The following is an 18,764-nucleotide window of genomic DNA, read 5'->3' as shown; positions in this document are numbered from 1 at the left end:
AAAGACAAATATTGCGTCAGGTCACTTTTATCCCTGCAAACGAGAATATTTCGCGTAGACACTTTTTCTGACTATAAAGCTAAGCCAGTAATTCGCAACAAGGATTGGCGATTTTAGCGGTTTGCCGTAGAATGACCGCCCTCATTAAGAGTCACCAAGGTGGTTAACCACAAACCCCGCATCGGTCAGCCATCCGTTGCGTCTACATGGGACAGAGTAAAAAATTGAATAAACAACCGCGTTCGCTTTCACCGCTGGTACAACTGGCGGGAATTCGCAAAAGCTTCGACGGAAAAGAGGTCATTTCTAATCTGAATCTGACCATCAATAACGGCGAATTCCTCACGCTGCTTGGCCCCTCTGGCTGCGGTAAAACAACCGTTCTGCGCCTGATTGCCGGTCTGGAAAATGTTGATGCCGGTCATATCATGTTGGATAACCAGGACATCACCGACGTTCCAGCGGAACACCGCTATGTGAACACCGTCTTTCAAAGCTATGCGTTATTCCCCCACATGACCGTATTTGAAAATGTGGCTTTCGGTTTACGCATGCAGAAAACCCCCGCCGCCGAGATTACCCCTCGCGTCACCGACGCTCTGCGCATGGTGCAACTGGAAGAGTTTGCGCAGCGAAAGCCGCATCAGCTTTCCGGCGGGCAGCAGCAGCGTGTGGCCATCGCCCGCGCCGTCGTCAATAAACCGCGTTTATTGCTGCTGGATGAATCCCTCTCCGCGCTGGATTACAAGCTGCGAAAGCAGATGCAGAACGAACTGAAAGCGTTGCAGCGTAAGCTGGGCATCACTTTTGTGTTCGTTACGCACGATCAGGAAGAAGCGCTGACCATGTCTGACCGTATCGTGGTGATGCGCGACGGCATTATTGAGCAGGACGGCACGCCGCGAGAAATCTATGAGGAGCCGAAAAACCTGTTCGTCGCCGGATTCATTGGCGAAATCAACATGTTTAACGCCACGGTAATTGAACGTCTGGACGAACAACGCGTACGCGCCAATGTAGAAGGACGCGAGTGCAATATTTATGTTAACTTTGCCGTCGTTCCTGGTCAGAAACTGAACGTACTGTTACGCCCGGAAGATCTGCGCGTTGATGAAATTAACGATGATAACCACATTGAAGGTCTCATTGGCTACGTACGCGAGCGCAACTACAAAGGCATGACGCTGGAGTCCGTCGTCGAACTGGAAAATGGCAAAATGGTGATGGTCAGCGAATTCTTCAATGAAGACGATCCTGACTTCGACCACTCTCTCGACCAAAAAATGGCCATTAATTGGGTAGAAAGCTGGGAGGTCGTACTGGCTGATGAAGAACACAAGTAAATTCCAGAATGTGGTGATTGTCACTGTCGTTGGTTGGCTTGTGTTGTTTGTCTTTCTGCCCAACCTGATGATTATTGGTACCAGCTTTTTGACCCGTGATGACGCGAACTTCGTCAAAATGGTCTTTACGCTGGATAACTACGCTCGTCTGCTCGATCCGCTCTATTTTGAGGTATTGCTGCATTCCCTCAATATGGCGCTCATCGCCACCTTCGCCTGCCTGGTGCTCGGCTATCCCTTTGCCTGGTTTCTGGCGAAACTGCCGGAAAAAATGCGTCCGCTGCTGCTGTTTTTGCTGATCGTACCGTTCTGGACCAACTCGCTGATCCGTATTTACGGCCTGAAAATTTTTCTTAGCACCAAGGGCTATCTCAACGAGTTCCTGCTGTGGCTGGGTGTGATTGACGCCCCGATCCGCATCATGTTCACGCCGGGCGCGGTCATTATCGGTCTGGTCTATATCCTGCTGCCGTTTATGGTGATGCCGCTCTACTCCAGCATTGAAAAACTGGATAAGCCGCTGCTGGAGGCCGCCCGCGATCTGGGCGCCAGTAAATTGCAGACCTTTATTCGCATTATTATTCCACTGACCATGCCGGGGATCATCGCCGGGTGTCTACTGGTGATGCTGCCGGCGATGGGGCTGTTCTATGTCTCTGACCTGATGGGTGGAGCAAAGAACCTGCTGATTGGTAACGTTATTAAGGTTCAGTTCCTGAACATTCGCGACTGGCCGTTTGGCGCAGCCACCAGCATTACGCTGACGATTGTGATGGGCCTGATGCTGCTGGTTTACTGGCGCGCATCGCGGCTGCTGAATAAGAAGGTGGAACTCGAATGATCGGTCGACTGCTTCGTGGCGGTTTTATGACCGCTATCTACGCGTACCTGTATATTCCAATCATCATCTTGATTGTGAATTCCTTTAACAGTTCGCGCTTTGGCATCAACTGGCAGGGCTTTACCACCAACTGGTACAGCCTGCTGATGAATAACGACAGCCTGTTGCAGGCGGCACAGCACTCGCTGACGATGGCGGTGTTCTCGGCCACCTTTGCCACGATCATCGGCTCGCTAACGGCAGTGGCGCTGTATCGCTATCGTTTTCGCGGTAAACCGTTTGTCAGCGGCATGCTGTTCGTCGTCATGATGTCGCCGGATATTGTAATGGCGATTTCACTGCTGGTGCTGTTTATGCTGCTCGGCATCCAGTTGGGCTTCTGGTCGTTGCTGTTTTCGCATATCACCTTTTGCCTGCCCTTCGTGGTCGTTACCGTTTACTCGCGCCTGAAAGGGTTTGACGTGCGGATGCTGGAAGCGGCAAAAGACCTTGGAGCCAGTGAAGTCACGATTTTGCGTAAGATCATTCTGCCGCTGGCAATGCCTGCGGTCGCGGCTGGCTGGTTGCTCAGTTTCACCCTGTCGATGGATGACGTGGTGGTTTCGTCATTCGTCACCGGGCCTGGCTATGAGATTCTGCCATTGAAAATTTACTCAATGGTAAAAGTCGGCGTTTCACCGGAAGTTAATGCGCTGGCAACGATTTTGTTGGTTCTGTCGCTGGTTATGGTCATCGCCAGCCAGCTTATTGCTCGTGATAAAACCAAGGGCCGTTGAGGCCCACTATTCAGGGGACGTTAAATGAAAAAATGGTCACGCCACCTGCTCGCGGCGGGTGCTCTGGCACTGGGCATGAGCGCCGCTCACGCTGATGACAACAACACGCTCTATTTCTACAACTGGACCGAGTATGTTCCACCAGGACTGCTGGAACAGTTCACTAAAGAGACGGGCATTAAGGTTATCTATTCGACCTACGAGTCGAATGAAACCATGTATGCCAAGCTGAAAACGTATAAAGACGGCGCCTACGACCTGGTGGTGCCTTCCACCTATTACGTCGATAAAATGCGTAAAGAGGGCATGATCCAGAAGATCGACAAAACGAAGTTAACCAACTTCCACAACCTCGATCCTGAAATGCTCAACAAACCGTTTGACCCGAATAACGACTACTCCATCCCGTATATCTGGGGCGCAACGGCAATTGGCGTTAACAGTGACGAAATTGACCCGAAAACCGTCACCAGTTGGGCTGACCTGTGGAAGCCTGAGTATAAAGGCAGTCTGCTGCTGACTGACGATGCGCGTGAAGTGTTCCAGATGGCGCTGCGTAAGCTGGGTTACTCCGGCAACACCACCGATCCTAAAGAGATTGAAGCGGCGTATAACGAACTGAAAAAACTGATGCCAAACGTGGCGGCGTTCAACTCAGACAACCCGGCTAACCCGTATATGGAAGGCGAAGTCAACCTGGGGATGGTGTGGAACGGTTCTGCGTACGTTGCACGTCAGGCAGGGACGCCGCTTGAGGTTATCTGGCCGAAAGAAGGCGGTATTTTCTGGATGGACAGCCTTTCTATTCCGGCGAACGCCAAAAACAAAGAAGGCGCGCTGAAGCTGATCAACTTCCTGTTGCGCCCGGATGTGGCGAAAGAAGTGGCGGAAACCATCGGTTATCCGACACCGAACCTGGCCGCACGTAAGCTGTTAAGCCCTGAAGTGGCAAATGATAAATCACTCTACCCTGATGCCGACACCATCAACAAAGGGGAATGGCAGAACGACGTGGGTTCCGCCAGTGCTATCTATGAAGAGTATTATCAGAAGCTAAAAGCGGGACGCTAATTCAGCGTTGTAAAGAATGCCCGATGGCGCTGCGCTTATCGGGCCTGGATAAATGCAAACCGTAGGCCGGATAAGGCATTCGCCGCCATCCGGCAAAAAAATCACAGTCCTTTCAATAATTTCTCAATAAACGCCGGTACAACCTGGCTTGCCGGGCCATAATATTTCTCTTCAAACTCGCTGCCGACCTGGCTTGGTTCAAGATTTAGCTCGACCGTATGCGCGCCGTGCAGACGGGCCTCATGCACAAACCCGGCCGCCGGATAAACATGCCCGGATGTTCCGATAGCGATAAACACATCTGCCATCGCCAGCGCCATATAGATCTCATCCATGCCAAGCGGCATTTCACCAAACCACACGACGTGCGGGCGAAGCGAAGCCGGGAACTGGCAGCAGTGGCACTTATCGTCTGAAGTCACATCGCCCGTCCAGTCCAGAATTTGCCCGCTCTGGGAGCAGCGCACTTTCAACAGCTCGCCGTGCATGTGAATGATATTCTTGTTGCCCGCGCGTTCATGCAGATTATCGATATTTTGCGTCACCAGCAGGAAACGATCGCCCAGCGCCTCTTCCAGTTTTGCCAGCGCGACATGCGCCGGGTTGGGCTGAATCTCAGGCCGCTGCAACTGCTGACGGCGGGCGTTGTAAAATGACTGAACCAGTTCTGGATCGCGGGCAAACCCTTCCGGGGTCGCCACATCCTCTACCCGATGCTCTTCCCAGAGACCATCAGCGGCGCGAAATGTACGAATGCCGGATTCGGCAGAGATTCCCGCTCCAGTAAGAACTAATACTCTTGGTTTTTCCATCATTTCCGGCACCACTCTGTCTCTGAAAAAGATTCGCTGACGCAGGCGTTCACGCAAATGGCGTTTGTTTTTACGAAAACGGCTTAATCGATGAGCCCGACGCGACTGCATAACAACCTCTTTTGATTAATCGGTAAGATGTAAGAAGGCAGCGCCGCGCATCCCGCCCGCATCACCGTGTCGCGCCCGTTCAATACGCGGTACACGAGCAACAGGAAGGAGATGACGTGGCAACCTGTCTGCCAGTTGCGTTGTTATAGCAGTGAAGTTTGATAATCCTCCCCCAATCACCACCAGATCGGGATCGACGATCGTGAGGATATTCCCCAGGCAGACCGCCAGTAAATCCAGGTAACGTTCAACATGCGCACGCGCGCGTTCATCACCTTGCTCCCACAAAGCAATAATCTCCGGCGCCTGTAGAGGTTGATGATAGTAATGCTGATACAGCCACGCAAACCCGCGGCCGGAAAGATAATTTTCGATGCAGCCCAGTTGACCGCAGCCGCAGCGACGCAGAGGAAAATCGAACCCCATCAGGGTGAGCGCATCGACAGGCAAACGCATATGACCAAACTCGCCGGTAATATAGCTGCGACCGGTGATCGGCTTACCGTTGAGCACCAGTCCGCCGCCTACGCCCGTCCCGAGGATAAGCCCCATGACCAGCGGGTACTGCGTGAACTCATCATCCCAGGCTTCCGACAGTGCAAAGCAGTTCGCGTCGTTATCCAGGCGAACATCACGATCCAGCCGGGCGCTGAGATCGGCGCGGAGCGGTTTACCGCTGGCGGCAGGAACATTGGCGGCATACAGCGTTCCGTCTTCCGTTTCCGGCATCCCGGGAATACCAATGCCCACGGAACCTTTTACGTCAAACCGCTGGTCGGCTTCCGCCACCAGATCGCAGACCGCCGTTAAAAAAGCCTCATAGCCTTCGCGTGGCGTCGGTACGCGTTTTTCCCAGCGCAAACGTCGCTCGTTATCAAACACGCCTAAGGCAATTTTTGTCCCGCCAATGTCAAACCCGTAATACATCACGCACCGCTCCTTGTTCTTATGTACTGCGACTACTGGCCGCTTAACACTCTCGCGGGGTCAATATTGCTGGCGCGTCGTGCCGGATACCAGCTCGCCAACAAGCTCAGCAACAATGCCGTAACCAGTACGTAAATAACGTCCAGCCAGTGTAATTCGGATGGCAGGAAGTCGATAAAATAGATGTCTCCAGAAAGGAACTGATGCCCTATCAGCTTTTCGATGCCTTCAATGATAGGAGTCAGTTGCAATGAGACGACCACGCCAATCGCCACACCGCACAGACTGCCGAGCAGACCCGCCAGCAGCCCATACCAGACGAAAATGGCGCGGATTAGGCCATCTTTCGCCCCTAAGGTTCTTAATACCGCGATATCGCCGCTCTTATCTTTTACCGCCATCACCAGCGTCGAAACGATGTTGAAGCAGGCCACGCCGATCACCAGCACCATCGCCAGATACATGATGGCGCGGATCATCTGAATATCATGGTACATATAGCCGTAAGTACCGATCCAGCTCTTAATGTAAACGTAACTGTCGGTCACTTCGCCAGCGTCCCGTACCAATTTATTGGCGTTAAAGACATCGTTGACCTTAATCGCGATGCCGGACACGCTGGCCCCCATATCCAGGTACTGCTGCGCGTCTTCCATAGGGATCATGGCAAAGCTGTGATCGAGCTGACCGCTCAGTTGCAGAATCCCCGTCACATGCAGACGCACTCGCTTAGGCTGCTGCAATTTATGATCGGCGCTGGCATTGGGGATCATGATCGACACCCAGTCGCCCTGCTTCACTTTCAGCGCATCGGCAACGCCCTTGCCAATGATGATCTGCTGCTCGCCCGCCCTGAAGTTATCCCAGGCATGGTTTTGCACAAACGACGGCAGCGCGCTCAAGCGCTGTTCCTGTTTCGGGTCCACGCCCTTCACCTGGATTGCGCGCAGATTCGCCCCGCTCTCCACCAGCCCGGTAAAGTTGATATAGGGCGCTGCCGCTGCAATCCCCTGTACGTGCTGCACTTTTTCCAGCGCTTCGCGCCAGTGAGTCCACGGCTGATTCACCGCTTCAATTTCACCATGCGGCACCACGGCCAGAATACGGTTGTTCAGCTCGCGCTCAAAACCGTTCATCGCGCTTAAACCGACAATCAGTACCGCCACGCCCAGCGCGATACCGATAGTCGAGATAACGGAAATCAGCGACACCATACCGCCGCGTCGACGACCACGACTAAAGCGCAAGCCGATCAATAACGATAAAGGCGAAGCCATTACTCAGCTCCCATCAGGCTCAGTTCTGCCGTCAGCAGACCGTCGCGCATTTCAAGCTGACGGCTCATTCGCTTCGCCAGCTGCAAATCGTGAGTCACTACCAGAAACGCCGTTCCCTGAGCGCGATTGAGTTCACCCAGAAGCTGGAAAATACTGTCGGCATTGCGCGCATCCAGGTTGCCGGTCGGTTCATCCGCCAGCACCAGGCGCGGATTGTTGACCAGCGCTCGGGCGATGGCGACACGCTGACGCTCGCCGCCGGAAAGTTCGGATGGTCGATGGTTAGCCCGGTGATCCAGCCCCACCGCCTGCAACATTTCACGCGCCCGCTCGGTAATTTCAGCCGGTTTTTTCTTGCCGATCAGCAGCGGCATCGCGACGTTTTCCAGCGCGGTGAAATCCGGTAGCAGGTGATGGAACTGATAAATAAAGCCAAGCTTCTGGTTGCGCAGTTCCGCTTTCGCCGCCGACGAGAGTTTGCTCATCGGCTGGCCGCTAAAAATGACATCGCCCGACGTCGGCGTATCCAGGCCGCCCAGCAGGTGCAGGAGCGTACTTTTCCCGGAGCCGGAGCTGCCGACAATCGCCATCATTTCGCCTTCGCCAATGCTGAAGCTGACATTGTGCAGCACGTCGGTTTGCACGGAGCCTTCCTGATAGCGTTTGCACAGGTTGTCGCATTGCAACAGGATCTTATTCATAACGTAAAGCCTCAGCGGGTTGGGTGGCGGCAGCGCGCCAGGAAGGATACAGCGTGGACAATAACGCGATGGCCATCGCCACCAGCGCAATAACAACAACCTGTAGCGGTTCAATCGCCACCGGCAGCGCAGCGCCATCCAGGAATGCGCCAATGATCGGCATCAGGTTATTCAGTTGGCTGGCCAGCAATGCGCCCAGCACCGCCCCCAGCAGCGCGCCGATAATCCCGGCGCTGGCGCCCTGAACCATAAACACCATCATGATCTGGCGCGGCGTCAGCCCCTGGGTTTGTAAAATAGCCACTTCGCCCTGCTTCTCCATCACCATCAAACCTAACGAAGTAATAATATTAAACGCCGCCACGGCGACGATCAGGCTTAACAGCAAACCCATCATGTTTTTTTCCATGCGCACGGCCTGGAACAGTTCACCTTTTCGCTCACGCCAGTCCTGCCATTTCGTCCCCTCCGGCAGCGTCTGCTGGCTGAGGGTATCCACCTTCAGCGGCTCATTGAGCCACAAGCGCCAGCCGGTGATATTGCCCGCCGGGTAGCGCATCAGGCGCGACGCGTCCTGAATATTGGTCAGCATCTGGTAGCCATCCACTTCGCTGTTCGCCGCGAAGGTGCCAATCACCGTAAACAGGCGCTGGCTCGGCAGCCGTCCCATTGGCGTGAACTGGCTGGCGGAAGGCACCATCACACGAATTTGATCGCCGCGATTGACGCCCAACTGCCCGGCAAGCTGCTCGCCGAGGATGACATTATACTTGCCCGGTTCAAGAGAGGTTTGCTTCACATTGACCAGATACGGCGTTAAGGGATCTTTTTGCGCCGGGTCGATACCCAGCATCACGCCCACGGCGACACTACGCGCGCTTTGCAGCACGACATCTCCCGTGGTAAGCGGTGCGATACGGTTGACGCCATTTAACGTAACCGCTTTTTCGGGTATCTGCTGTGGATTAAGGGAGCCCTGCTCAGACGAGAGAATTGCCTGCGGCATCAGGCCAAGGATGTTGTTTTGCAGTTCACGTTCAAAACCATTCATCACCGACAATACCGTGACCAGCGCCATCACCCCGAGAGTAATGCCAATGGTGGAAAGCCAGGAGACGAAACGACCGAAACGATCTGCTGCACGCCCACGCATATAACGCAGGCCAATAAATAGAGCGACAGGTTGGTACATGAAATCCGTCTGGTTGCTGTTAGCAAAGCCCTGAGTATATAAGCGAAAGCGGAATGGGTAAATGACTGAACCGTAAGTGTTCGTCAGCGTAATTCTGAAAAGTATCAAGAAATCAACTTCCTGAAGATACCTGCCTTGATACTCACCCTTGACCCTGATCTTTATCTTAAAAAAATAAAATACAGAATGTTACGCATTACAACACCGATCCCCGCCCGCAGGATCACAGGCTATGTTGAATAACACGAGTACGCCGTCCTGATGAAACAAAAAGAATTGTGGATCAACCAAATCAAAGGGTTATGCATCTGCCTGGTGGTCATTTATCACTCTGTGATTACGTTCTATCCCCACCTGACCGCTTTCCAGTATCCGTTATCGGAGATCCTGACGAAATGCTGGATCTACTTTAACCTCTATCTGGCGCCGTTTCGTATGCCGGTGTTTTTCTTTATTTCCGGGTATCTGATCCGCCGCTATATTGACAGCGTGCCCTGGGGAACCTGTATTGATAAACGGATCTGGAGCATTGTCTGGGTACTGGCGCTCTGGGGAGTGGCGCAATGGCTGGCGCTTAGCTGGCTCAACCACTGGCTGGCGCCCGAACGCGACATCAACAATGCCTCCAACGCCGCTTATGCCGGGTCCGTCGGCGAGTTTATTCACGGAATGCTGACGGCCAGCACCAGCCTCTGGTATCTGTATGCGCTGGTTGTCTATTTTGTGCTGTGTAAAGTCTTCAGCCAATGGGCAAAACCACTGTTCGTACTGTTTGTACTGCTGAGCGTGACGATAAACTTCGTGCCGACGCCGTGGTGGGGAATGAACAGCGTGATCCGCAACCTGCCTTACTACAGCCTCGGCGCCTGGTTTGGCGCCACGCTGATGGAGTGGATTAAGCATGTCCCACTGCGTCGTTATGCTATCGCGTTTGCGGGCATTGCGCTGCTCGCCGTCATCGCCTGGCTGGCTAATGTATCCCTGCTGCTCTCACTGGTGTCGATTGTGCTGATCATGAAACTTTTTTATCAGTATGAGCAGCGCTTCGGCATGCGTTCTTCCAGCCTGCTGAATGTCATCGGCTCAAACACTATTGCTATCTATACAACCCACCGTATCCTGGTCGAAGCGTTCAGCTTAACGTTGATTCCGAAAATCAACGGCGCGGCATGGTCGCCGCAGCTTGAGTTTGCTCTGCTGTTGGTTTACCCCTTTGCCAGTCTGCTGATTTGCACGCTGACGGGCCTTACCGTCCGAAAAATTTCGCAACGCCTGTTTGCCGATCTCTTCTTCTCTCCGCCTTCTCTCCCCGCCGTTACCAGCTATTCGCGTTAATCTTTTCGCCCCCTCCCGGGGGCGAATCAATTTGCTAAAGAGAAACGATCACGGATAATAAAGAGCATTGCTTATCAGTGATATGCCCCCATAGTGTGGTGTATACCCAATAGAGATCCTGCAACCACTATGCCTGAACAACAACGTTATACTCTGCCAACCAAACCCGGCGATCAGCGCCAGTTGGGCGAGCTTACCGGCGCCGCCTGCGCCACGCTGGTGGCGGAGATTGCCGAGCGCCATGCTGGCCCAATCGTACTTATTGCACCTGACATGCAAAACGCCCTGCGCCTGCATGACGAAGTTCGCCAGTTCACCGACCAACTGGTGATGAATCTGGCGGACTGGGAAACGCTCCCTTACGACAGCTTTTCCCCACACCAGGAAATCATCTCTTCACGCCTGTCCACGCTTTACCAGTTGCCGTCAATGCAGCGCGGCGTATTGATTGTTCCGGTAAATACGCTGATGCAGCGCGTTTGCCCGCACAGTTATTTGCACGGCCACGCCCTGGTGATGAAAAAGGGTCAGCGTTTGTCGCGCGACGCCCTGCGCGCACAGCTGGATAGCGCGGGCTATCGTCATGTTGATCAAGTCATGGAACACGGTGAATACGCCACTCGCGGCGCGCTGCTGGATCTGTTTCCGATGGGCAGCGAACAGCCCTATCGTCTTGATTTTTTTGATGATGAAATCGACAGTTTGCGCCTGTTTGATGCCGATACCCAGCGTACGCTGGAAGAAGTCGACGCCATCAATTTGCTGCCCGCGCATGAATTTCCGACCGATAAAACGGCCATCGAGCTGTTCCGCAGCCAGTGGCGTGACACATTTGAAGTTAAACGCGACGCCGAGCATATTTACCAGCAGGTCAGTAAAGGTACGCTGCCTGCCGGGATCGAATACTGGCAGCCGCTGTTCTTCAACGAGCCGCTGCCGCCTCTGTTCAGCTACTTCCCGGCGAACACGCTGCTGGTGAATACCGGCGCGCTGGAAAACAGCGCTGAACGCTTCCAGGCCGATACCCTGGCGCGTTTTGAAAACCGTGGCGTCGATCCTATGCGCCCGCTTTTGCCGCCAGAATCCCTGTGGCTGCGGGTCGATGAGCTGTTCTCCGAACTCAAACGCTGGCCCCGCGTACAGTTAAAAACCGAACATCTGCCAGGTAAGGCGGCGAATACCAATCTGGGTTTCCAGAAACTGCCGGATCTGGCGGTACAGGCGCAGCAAAAAGCGCCGCTGGACGCGCTGCGTAGATTTCTTGAATCCTTCAACGGGCCGGTCATTTTCTCCGTAGAAAGCGAAGGCCGCCGCGAAGCGCTCGGGGAACTGCTCGCCCGTATTAAAATTTCACCCAAACGAATTTTGCGCCTGGATGAGGCGCTCGACGCCGGACGTTACCTGATGATTGGCGCTGCGGAACATGGCTTCATTGATACGCAGCGTAATCTGGCGCTTATTTGCGAGAGCGATTTGCTGGGTGAACGCGTTGCGCGTCGCCGTCAGGACTCACGTCGCACGATTAACCCCGACACGCTGATCCGCAACCTGGCGGAACTGCATCCTGGCCAGCCGGTGGTACACCTTGAGCATGGTGTGGGGCGTTATGCGGGTATGACGACGCTGGAAGCCGGCGGCATCAAGGGCGAGTACCTGATGCTCACCTACGCCAACGACGCCAGACTGTACGTACCGGTGTCATCTTTACATCTCATCAGCCGCTATGCCGGAGGCGCCGAAGAGAACGCGCCGCTGCATAAACTGGGCGGCGACGCCTGGTCTCGCGCCCGACAGAAAGCCGCGGAGAAAGTGCGCGACGTGGCGGCAGAGCTACTAGATATTTACGCCCAGCGCGCGGCGAAAGAAGGTTTCGCCTTTAAGCACGATCGCGAGCAGTATCAACTGTTCTGCGACAGCTTCCCGTTCGAGACCACGCCAGACCAGGCGCAGGCCATTAACGCCGTCCTGAGCGACATGTGCCAACCGTTGGCAATGGATCGTCTGGTGTGCGGCGACGTCGGCTTCGGGAAAACCGAAGTGGCGATGCGCGCTGCGTTCCTGGCGGTGGAAAACCACAAACAGGTCGCGGTGCTGGTGCCTACCACCCTGCTGGCGCAACAGCATTTCGATAACTTCCGCGACCGCTTCGCCAACTGGCCGGTGCGCATCGAAATGCTCTCCCGTTTCCGTAGCGCCAAAGAGCAAGCGCAGATCCTTGAGCAGGTCGCTGAGGGGAAAATCGACATTCTGATCGGCACTCATAAGCTGCTGCAAAGCGATGTGAAATTAAAAGATTTGGGCTTGCTGATTGTCGATGAAGAGCACCGTTTCGGCGTACGGCATAAAGAGCGCATCAAGGCAATGCGCGCCGACGTTGATATTCTGACGCTGACGGCAACGCCAATCCCCCGTACGCTCAACATGGCGATGAGCGGTATGCGCGATCTGTCGATCATTGCCACACCGCCCGCCCGTCGTCTGGCGGTAAAAACCTTCGTCCGCGAATATGACAACCTGGTGGTGCGCGAGGCTATCCTGCGTGAAGTTCTGCGCGGCGGCCAGGTGTATTATCTGTATAACGACGTGGAGAATATCCAGAAAGCCGCGGACCGACTGGCGGAACTGGTGCCGGAAGCCCGCATCGCGATTGGTCACGGGCAGATGCGCGAGCGCGAACTTGAGCGCGTTATGAACGACTTCCACCACCAGCGCTTTAACGTTCTGGTGTGTACCACCATTATCGAAACCGGTATTGATATTCCAACCGCGAACACGATCATCATTGAACGCGCCGACCATTTCGGCCTGGCGCAGCTCCACCAGCTACGTGGTCGCGTTGGACGTTCACACCATCAGGCGTATGCCTGGCTGCTGACGCCGCATCCAAAAGCGATGACGACCGACGCGCAAAAACGTCTGGAAGCCATTGCCTCGCTGGAGGATTTGGGCGCTGGTTTTGCGCTGGCGACCCACGACCTCGAAATTCGCGGCGCTGGCGAGCTGCTTGGCGAAGATCAGAGCGGGCAGATGGAGACCATCGGCTTCTCGCTGTATATGGAGCTGCTGGAGAACGCCGTGGATGCGCTGAAAGCCGGACGTGAGCCGTCGCTGGAAGACCTCACCAGCCAGCAGACGGAAGTCGAACTGCGTATGCCGTCGCTGCTGCCGGATGATTTTATCCCGGATGTGAATACGCGTCTGTCGTTCTATAAACGCATTGCCAGTGCGAAAAACGAAAACGAGCTGGAGGAGCTCAAGGTAGAGCTGATCGACCGTTTCGGACTGCTGCCTGACCCGGCGCGCAATCTGCTGGATATCGCGCGTCTGCGCCAACAGGCGCAGACGCTGGGCATTCGAAAACTGGAAGGCAACGAGAAAGGCGGTACGATCGAGTTTGCCGAGAAAAATCACGTTAACCCAACCTGGCTGATTGGTCTGTTGCAAAAACAACCGCAGCACTTCCGCCTCGACGGCCCGACACGCCTGAAGTTTATTCAGGATCTAGCGGAGCGTAAAACGCGTATGGACTGGGTGCGCCAGTTTATGGCGCAACTGGAAGAAAACGCGGCGGCGTAACGCTCTACGACGCCGGATGGCGGCGCAAGCGCCTTATCCGGCCTACGGGAAGCATATCCTGTAGGCCTGGTAAGCGCAGCGCCACCGGGCACATCGCCTTATCCGGCCTACGGGAAGCATACCCTGTAGGCCCGGTAAGCGCAGCGTCACCGGGCGTAATGCTCTCTGCCATCCCCGCGTTTTCGCCCACATTTACAACACTTTGCACTTCTCTTGCACTTCAAGACATGACAACCCGCCATAATGATCATTGACTCAATTTATTACAATAACCATTTTATTTGTGATGATAATGAATAACATGCGACTTTCCCGCTGGCTGGCGTTTTTTACGCTCGCCGCGTCCGTAGCGCTGGCGATACCGGCGCAGGCAAACACCTGGCCGCTTCCTCCTCCCGGCAGCAAACTGGTGGGCGAGAATACATTTCACGTTGTCGAAAACAACGGCGGCTCGCTGGAGGCGATTGCTAAAAAATACAATGTCGGTTTTTTAGCGTTGCTACAGGCAAACCCGGGCGTTGATCCTTACGTTCCCCGCGCGGGCAGCGTTCTGACCATCCCTCTGCAAACCTTACTGCCGGATGCGCCGCGCGAAGGTATTGTGATTAACCTCGCCGAATTGCGTCTGTATTACTATCCTCCCGGAAAAAATTCGGTGACCGTGTATCCAATCGGTATCGGTCAACTGGGTGGCGATACGCTGACGCCAACGATGGTCACTACCGTCTCGGATAAGCGCGCGAACCCAACCTGGACACCTACGGCGAATATCCGCGCCCGTTACAAAGCTCAGGGGATAGACCTCCCTGCCGTGGTTCCCGCCGGGCCGGATAACCCAATGGGCCATCATGCGATCCGCTTAGCGGCTTATGGCGGCGTCTATTTGCTGCACGGCACGAATGCTGATTTCGGTATCGGGATGCGCGTCAGTTCCGGTTGTATTCGCCTGCGTGACGGTGATATTGAGACGCTGTTCCGTCAGGTCACGCCGGGTACGAAGGTCAACATTATTAATACGCCGATCAAAGCGTCCGTTGAACCTGGCGGCATGCGCCTGGTAGAAGTCCACCAGCCGTTATCGAAGAATATTGATGACGACCCGCAGATATTGCCGATCGTATTGAACGGTCAAATGCAGGCTTTCAAAGATGCCGCACAGACCGATGCCGCCGTTATGGAGCATGTTATGGAAGTGCGTTCAGGAATGCCGGTCGATGTCACCCGCCATCCCGGGATAACGCAGCAGTCGATGTAACGTCGGATAATAAAAAAGCCCCGCTCAGACAGCGGGGCTTTTTTGTGGCAGTAGCAGTGGCATTAATGAGGGTTAATGCTTATTTGTAGATAACCGCAGTCCCGTGGAGGGTGTTAGGACCGGTTACCGAAGTAATGCGGAAAGATTTCGCGCCCATTTCATCCGCTTTTTGCGCCAGTTGATCTTCCAGAGATCCCAGGTTAGTCCCGGCGGTTGCGGAAATGGTGCCCACTTTCTGTTGATCTACTGGCGTCGCCTGAACTTCAACAGCAGCGAAACTTGCGAAAGAGAGTGAACTCAGTACAGCGGCAGCAATGAGGGTTTTTACGTTTTTCATGATAGTGACCTTTAGCAGATGAACGGTGTCGAAATATTTACTTAACGATCGATAGGTAAATCATAGATGTGATCCAGGTCACACGTCAACATTTTTTTATAACGATCATTATATAAATTAAAAAGAACTTATTTTTCATATCAATACAGGTGAATTATTTTTCTTCTGAATGCGCTGGAGACTGAGCGGGATTATTTTTATAATGGTTGTTCAACAAACCCAACAAGGTACAACGGCATCATGACAACTGACTCGACAGGTTGCGTAAAAAAAAGCCGTGGCCGACCAAAAGTGTTCGACAGGGAAGCCGCGCTTGACAAGGCCATGACACTCTTCTGGCAGCACGGTTATGAAGCAACATCGCTCGCCGACCTCGTGGAAGCGACCGGCGCAAAAGCGCCCACGCTGTACGCAGAATTTACGAACAAGGAAGGGTTGTTCCGCGCAGTGCTGGACCGCTATATCAGCCGCTTTGCGGCAAAACATGAGGCCCAGCTCTTTTGTGAAGAAAAAAGCGTTGAGTCCGCGCTGGAAGACTATTTCACCGTCGTCGCGACATGCTTCACCAGTAAAGACACCCCTGCCGGGTGCTTTATGATCAACACGTCCGCCACACTGGCCGCCTCCTCCCGTGAAATCGCCCATACGGTGAAATCCCGCCACGCGATGCAGGAGCAGACGCTGACCCAGTTTTTGCGCCAGCGGCAGGAGCGCGGGGAAATTCCGGCGCACTGCAATCCACAAACGCTGGCGGAATATCTGAACTGTATTTTACAAGGAATGTCGATCAGCGCGCGTGAAGGCGCGACGTTTGACAAGCTGATGCAGATAACCCGCACCACCCTACGGCTGTGGCCGGAGATGCTGAAGGCTTAGCGCCTGACCGTCTGATAAAAAAAGCCCCTCATCCTGAGCGAATGAGGGGCTAACGTGCAGAGTACAGCTTTTTTTACGCGTCGTTATTCAGAATCAATTGACCGTTATTATCCAGCGGGATTTGCGTTCCGGGATCTTTATCCATGCGGATTTTCCCCTGCTGATCGCCAATCTTGTAAGTGACGTCATAGCCCAGCATTTTCTCTGACTTGTCATACACTGTTTTACAGCGCTGCTGCGTTGAGGTGTAGGTGTCATTTTCCTGCATTGATCCCTGGATTTGGTTACCGGCGTACCCTCCGCCCAGCGCCCCGACGACGGTCGCCACATCTTTACCACGGCCTCCGCCGAACTGATGACCAATCACGCCGCCAGCAACCGCACCAAGCACCGAACCGGCAATGCGGTTTTCGTCCTGAACAGGTTTGCGGTGCGTGACCGTCACGTTGCGGCATTCCTGACGCGGTGTTTTGACGGTTTCTTTTATGGGTGTGGCTGATACGACTTGCGCATATTTCGGGCTACGGTCAAAAACGTTCAGACTGGCCACCGCCGCCACACCCAGCGCAGCAGCTACGCCAATCCCTATACCCGCCAACATTGATTTATTCACGGGAATTCCTCCTTTTTTGCTATTAGTAACAATTTTGCAACCAGCAGTGGGGTTAAGCAAATCAGAAAGAGGATGAAAAGTGCGGGGTTATGCGGCAAACAGACACGATTCAGAGAACTCTGAAGCAAATGGCGCGATTAAATTGCCGGATGGCGGCCGATGGCCTTATCCGGCCTACAAACGGTGAGGGATGATGCCGGGTGGCGGCCGATGGCCTTATCCGGCCTACATGCTGTGCGAGCCGTAGGCCTGATAAGCGAAGCGCCATCAGGCGATACGGTAAGGATTAATGCAGTTTCAGACGCGGGCGAATCACACGGTTAATGCTGCCTACTAACATCATTAACCCGGTTTTAAAGTAACCGTGCAGCGCAATCTGGTGCATACGGTAAAGCGAAATGTAAACAAAACGCGCAATACGCCCTTCCACCATCATTGAACCGCGCATCAGGTTCCCCATCAGGCTGCCGACAGTCGAGAAATTAGAGAGCGATACCAGCGAACCGTGATCTTTATAAACATAGTCTTTCATCGGTTTGCCTTTCATCTGCGCCAGAATATTATTCAGTGCGCAGCTTGCCATCTGATGCGCGGCCTGTGCGCGCGGCGGCACAAAGCCCCCTTCAGGACGTGCGCAGGAAGCACAGTCGCCGATGGCATAAACATCCGGGTCACGAGTGGTTTGCAGCGTTGGTTCAACCACTAACTGGTTGATGCGGTTAGTTTCCAACCCGCCAATGTCTTTCAGGAAATCAGGCGCTTTAATCCCTGCCGCCCACACCATCAGGTCAGCTTTGATGTGTTCGCCATCTTTCGTGTGCAGACCGCCTTCGTCTGCGCTGGTCACCATCGTCTGAGTCAGTACGCGTACGCCCAGTTTGGTCAGTTCGCTATGCGCCGCAGCGGAAATACGCGGCGGCAGCGCAGGCAGAATGCGCTCACCGGCTTCAACCAGCGTCACGTTCAGCGCTTCGTTAGTCAGGCCTTTGTAGCCGTAGCTGTGCAGCTGTTTCACAGCGTTATGCAGTTCCGCAGAAAGCTCCACGCCCGTTGCGCCGCCACCGACAATCGCAATGTTGACCTTACCGCTAACACCCATGCTGGAAGAGTATTTCAGGAACAGGTTCAGCATTTCCTGATGGAAGCGACGCGCCTGATGCGGGTTGTCCAGGAAAATACAGTGTTCTTTAACGCCAGGGGTGTTGAAGTCGTTAGAGGTACTGCCCAGCGCCATCACCAGGGTGTCGTACGCGATTTTACGCTCAGGAACCAGCAGTTCCCCTTTCTCGTCACGCAGTTCCGCAATGGTGATCGTTTTCGCTTCACGATCGATATCCATAACCGAACCCAACTGGAACTGGAAACCATGATTACGCGCATGCGCCAGGTAGCTCAGAGCGTCCACGCCTTCGTCCAGTGAACCGGTCGCCACTTCATGCAGCAACGGCTTCCACAGATGGCTGTGGTTTCTGTCCACCAGCGTGATTTTTGCCTTTTTCTTACGACCCAGTTTTTTACCCAACTGAGTCGCCATTTCAAGCCCGCCAGCACCGCCGCCGACAATCACGATCTTTTTCAATGGTGTAGTCAACGTGACCCCCCTTAAATTTATTAACCAATTGTTAAGTAAAAGTTATAAATATAGCCTTTAATTAACAACAAGTTACGGTAATGCAAAGTGACTTCGCTAGTGAGAATAACACGAACGGTGCATTGGTCAT

Annotated in this window: 16 protein-coding genes; 8 read left to right on the top strand and 8 right to left on the bottom strand. The window is 54.1% G+C overall.

Annotated elements, in window-relative coordinates; all coding sequences use genetic code 11:
• Nucleotides 1-206: 206 nt before the first annotated feature.
• From potA to potD, 4 genes are read left to right on the top strand one after another with little or no spacing between them, the layout of a single operon-like run.
• The gene (gene potA / locus OGY62_RS13390) at nt 207-1,343 is read left to right on the top strand and encodes a spermidine/putrescine ABC transporter ATP-binding protein PotA (RefSeq protein WP_012132791.1); all 1,137 of its coding nucleotides are present in this window, start codon (nt 207-209) and stop codon (nt 1,341-1,343) included.
• Entirely contained in the window at nt 1,327-2,184 is an 858-nt protein-coding gene (gene potB / locus OGY62_RS13385) for a spermidine/putrescine ABC transporter permease PotB (RefSeq protein WP_286460084.1), read from the top strand. The genes potA and potB overlap by 17 nt, the downstream gene beginning before the upstream one ends.
• On the top strand, nt 2,181-2,960 hold the full coding sequence (gene potC / locus OGY62_RS13380) for a spermidine/putrescine ABC transporter permease PotC (protein ID WP_012132793.1): 780 nt from the start codon (nt 2,181-2,183) through the stop codon (nt 2,958-2,960). The genes potB and potC overlap by 4 nt, the downstream gene beginning before the upstream one ends.
• A 24-nt stretch (nt 2,961-2,984) precedes the next feature.
• Nucleotides 2,985-4,031, top strand: a complete 1,047-nt coding sequence (gene potD / locus OGY62_RS13375) for a spermidine/putrescine ABC transporter substrate-binding protein PotD (protein ID WP_012132794.1) — start codon at nt 2,985-2,987, stop codon at nt 4,029-4,031.
• 101 nt (nt 4,032-4,132) lie between these two features.
• Here the strand turns inward: potD and cobB are convergent, their stop codons facing one another.
• The 5 genes from cobB to lolC are packed head-to-tail and all read right to left on the bottom strand — an operon-like array spanning nt 4,133 to nt 9,051.
• On the bottom strand, nt 4,133-4,954 hold the full coding sequence (cobB, locus tag OGY62_RS13370; RefSeq protein WP_047457485.1) for a Sir2 family NAD+-dependent deacetylase: 822 nt from the start codon (nt 4,952-4,954) through the stop codon (nt 4,133-4,135).
• Between the two features lie 15 nt (nt 4,955-4,969).
• The gene (nagK, locus tag OGY62_RS13365) at nt 4,970-5,881 is read right to left on the bottom strand and encodes an N-acetylglucosamine kinase (protein WP_110494339.1); all 912 of its coding nucleotides are present in this window, start codon (nt 5,879-5,881) and stop codon (nt 4,970-4,972) included.
• Nucleotides 5,882-5,913: 32 nt separating this feature from the next.
• Nucleotides 5,914-7,158 carry a lipoprotein-releasing ABC transporter permease subunit LolE gene (lolE, locus tag OGY62_RS13360; RefSeq protein ID WP_024130429.1) on the bottom strand — a complete coding sequence of 415 codons (1,245 nt, stop codon included), beginning with the start codon at nt 7,156-7,158 and terminating at the stop codon, nt 5,914-5,916.
• Nucleotides 7,158-7,859 (bottom strand): lipoprotein-releasing ABC transporter ATP-binding protein LolD, encoded by a 702-nt coding sequence (gene lolD / locus OGY62_RS13355; protein ID WP_115609376.1) that lies wholly within the window; start codon nt 7,857-7,859, stop codon nt 7,158-7,160. The genes lolE and lolD overlap by 1 nt, the downstream gene beginning before the upstream one ends.
• Nucleotides 7,852-9,051, bottom strand: a complete 1,200-nt coding sequence (gene lolC / locus OGY62_RS13350; RefSeq protein ID WP_024130430.1) for a lipoprotein-releasing ABC transporter permease subunit LolC — start codon at nt 9,049-9,051, stop codon at nt 7,852-7,854. The genes lolD and lolC overlap by 8 nt, the downstream gene beginning before the upstream one ends.
• A gap of 261 nt (nt 9,052-9,312) precedes the next feature.
• On the opposite strand from lolC, the gene OGY62_RS13345 reads away from it, so the two are divergent.
• The 3 genes from OGY62_RS13345 to ldtC all read left to right on the top strand — a co-directional run bounded on the left by OGY62_RS13345 (nt 9,313) and on the right by ldtC (nt 15,217).
• Entirely contained in the window at nt 9,313-10,386 is a 1,074-nt protein-coding gene (locus OGY62_RS13345) for an acyltransferase family protein (RefSeq protein WP_012132800.1), read from the top strand.
• Nucleotides 10,387-10,515: 129 nt separating this feature from the next.
• Nucleotides 10,516-13,962, top strand: a complete 3,447-nt coding sequence (gene mfd, locus OGY62_RS13340) for a transcription-repair coupling factor (protein WP_286460082.1) — start codon at nt 10,516-10,518, stop codon at nt 13,960-13,962.
• 289 nt (nt 13,963-14,251) lie between these two features.
• Nucleotides 14,252-15,217, top strand: a complete 966-nt coding sequence (ldtC, locus tag OGY62_RS13335; protein WP_024130431.1) for a L,D-transpeptidase LdtC — start codon at nt 14,252-14,254, stop codon at nt 15,215-15,217.
• 79 nt (nt 15,218-15,296) lie between these two features.
• On the opposite strand, the gene bhsA is transcribed toward ldtC, so the two are convergent.
• Nucleotides 15,297-15,554: a multiple stress resistance protein BhsA gene (gene bhsA, locus OGY62_RS13330; RefSeq protein ID WP_047457498.1), complete on the bottom strand. Its 258-nt coding sequence runs from the start codon at nt 15,552-15,554 to the stop codon at nt 15,297-15,299.
• A gap of 240 nt (nt 15,555-15,794) precedes the next feature.
• Between bhsA and comR the strand changes: the two genes are divergently transcribed.
• Nucleotides 15,795-16,430, top strand: coding sequence for a TetR family copper-responsive transcriptional repressor ComR (gene comR, locus OGY62_RS13325; RefSeq protein WP_286460081.1), 636 nt, complete (start codon nt 15,795-15,797; stop codon nt 16,428-16,430).
• 73 nt (nt 16,431-16,503) lie between these two features.
• Here the strand turns inward: comR and OGY62_RS13320 are convergent, their stop codons facing one another.
• Complete coding sequence (locus OGY62_RS13320) at nt 16,504-17,043, bottom strand: glycine zipper 2TM domain-containing protein (protein WP_024130433.1); 540 nt, start codon at nt 17,041-17,043, stop codon at nt 16,504-16,506.
• Between the two features lie 286 nt (nt 17,044-17,329).
• On the bottom strand, nt 17,330-18,634 hold the full coding sequence (ndh, locus tag OGY62_RS13315; protein WP_024130434.1) for an NADH-quinone dehydrogenase: 1,305 nt from the start codon (nt 18,632-18,634) through the stop codon (nt 17,330-17,332).
• Nucleotides 18,635-18,764: the final 130 nt, after the last annotated feature.

The organism is Citrobacter sp. CK198 (assembly GCF_030333295.1).
In the GTDB taxonomy this organism is placed as follows: Bacteria; Pseudomonadota; Gammaproteobacteria; order Enterobacterales; family Enterobacteriaceae; genus Citrobacter_B; species Citrobacter_B koseri.
The sequence above is the reverse complement of the archived record's forward strand: the minus strand, read 5'-3'. Positions and strand labels throughout refer to the sequence as shown.

What these genes read in the sequence shown, in the direction of transcription:
- potD (WP_012132794.1), top strand. Translation starts at nt 2,985, where the DNA reads ATGAAAAAATGGTCACGCCACCTGCTCGCGGCGGGTGCTCTGGCACTG.
- potA (WP_012132791.1), top strand. Translation starts at nt 207, where the DNA reads ATGGGACAGAGTAAAAAATTGAATAAACAACCGCGTTCGCTTTCACCG.
- potC (WP_012132793.1), top strand. Translation starts at nt 2,181, where the DNA reads ATGATCGGTCGACTGCTTCGTGGCGGTTTTATGACCGCTATCTACGCG.
- mfd (WP_286460082.1), top strand. Translation starts at nt 10,516, where the DNA reads ATGCCTGAACAACAACGTTATACTCTGCCAACCAAACCCGGCGATCAG.
- OGY62_RS13345 (WP_012132800.1), top strand. Translation starts at nt 9,313, where the DNA reads ATGAAACAAAAAGAATTGTGGATCAACCAAATCAAAGGGTTATGCATC.
- lolD (WP_115609376.1), bottom strand. Translation starts at nt 7,859, where the DNA reads ATGAATAAGATCCTGTTGCAATGCGACAACCTGTGCAAACGCTATCAG.
- nagK (WP_110494339.1), bottom strand. Translation starts at nt 5,881, where the DNA reads ATGTATTACGGGTTTGACATTGGCGGGACAAAAATTGCCTTAGGCGTG.
- bhsA (WP_047457498.1), bottom strand. Translation starts at nt 15,554, where the DNA reads ATGAAAAACGTAAAAACCCTCATTGCTGCCGCTGTACTGAGTTCACTC.
- lolC (WP_024130430.1), bottom strand. Translation starts at nt 9,051, where the DNA reads ATGTACCAACCTGTCGCTCTATTTATTGGCCTGCGTTATATGCGTGGG.
- cobB (WP_047457485.1), bottom strand. Translation starts at nt 4,954, where the DNA reads ATGCAGTCGCGTCGGGCTCATCGATTAAGCCGTTTTCGTAAAAACAAA.
- lolE (WP_024130429.1), bottom strand. Translation starts at nt 7,158, where the DNA reads ATGGCTTCGCCTTTATCGTTATTGATCGGCTTGCGCTTTAGTCGTGGT.
- potB (WP_286460084.1), top strand. Translation starts at nt 1,327, where the DNA reads ATGAAGAACACAAGTAAATTCCAGAATGTGGTGATTGTCACTGTCGTT.
- comR (WP_286460081.1), top strand. Translation starts at nt 15,795, where the DNA reads ATGACAACTGACTCGACAGGTTGCGTAAAAAAAAGCCGTGGCCGACCA.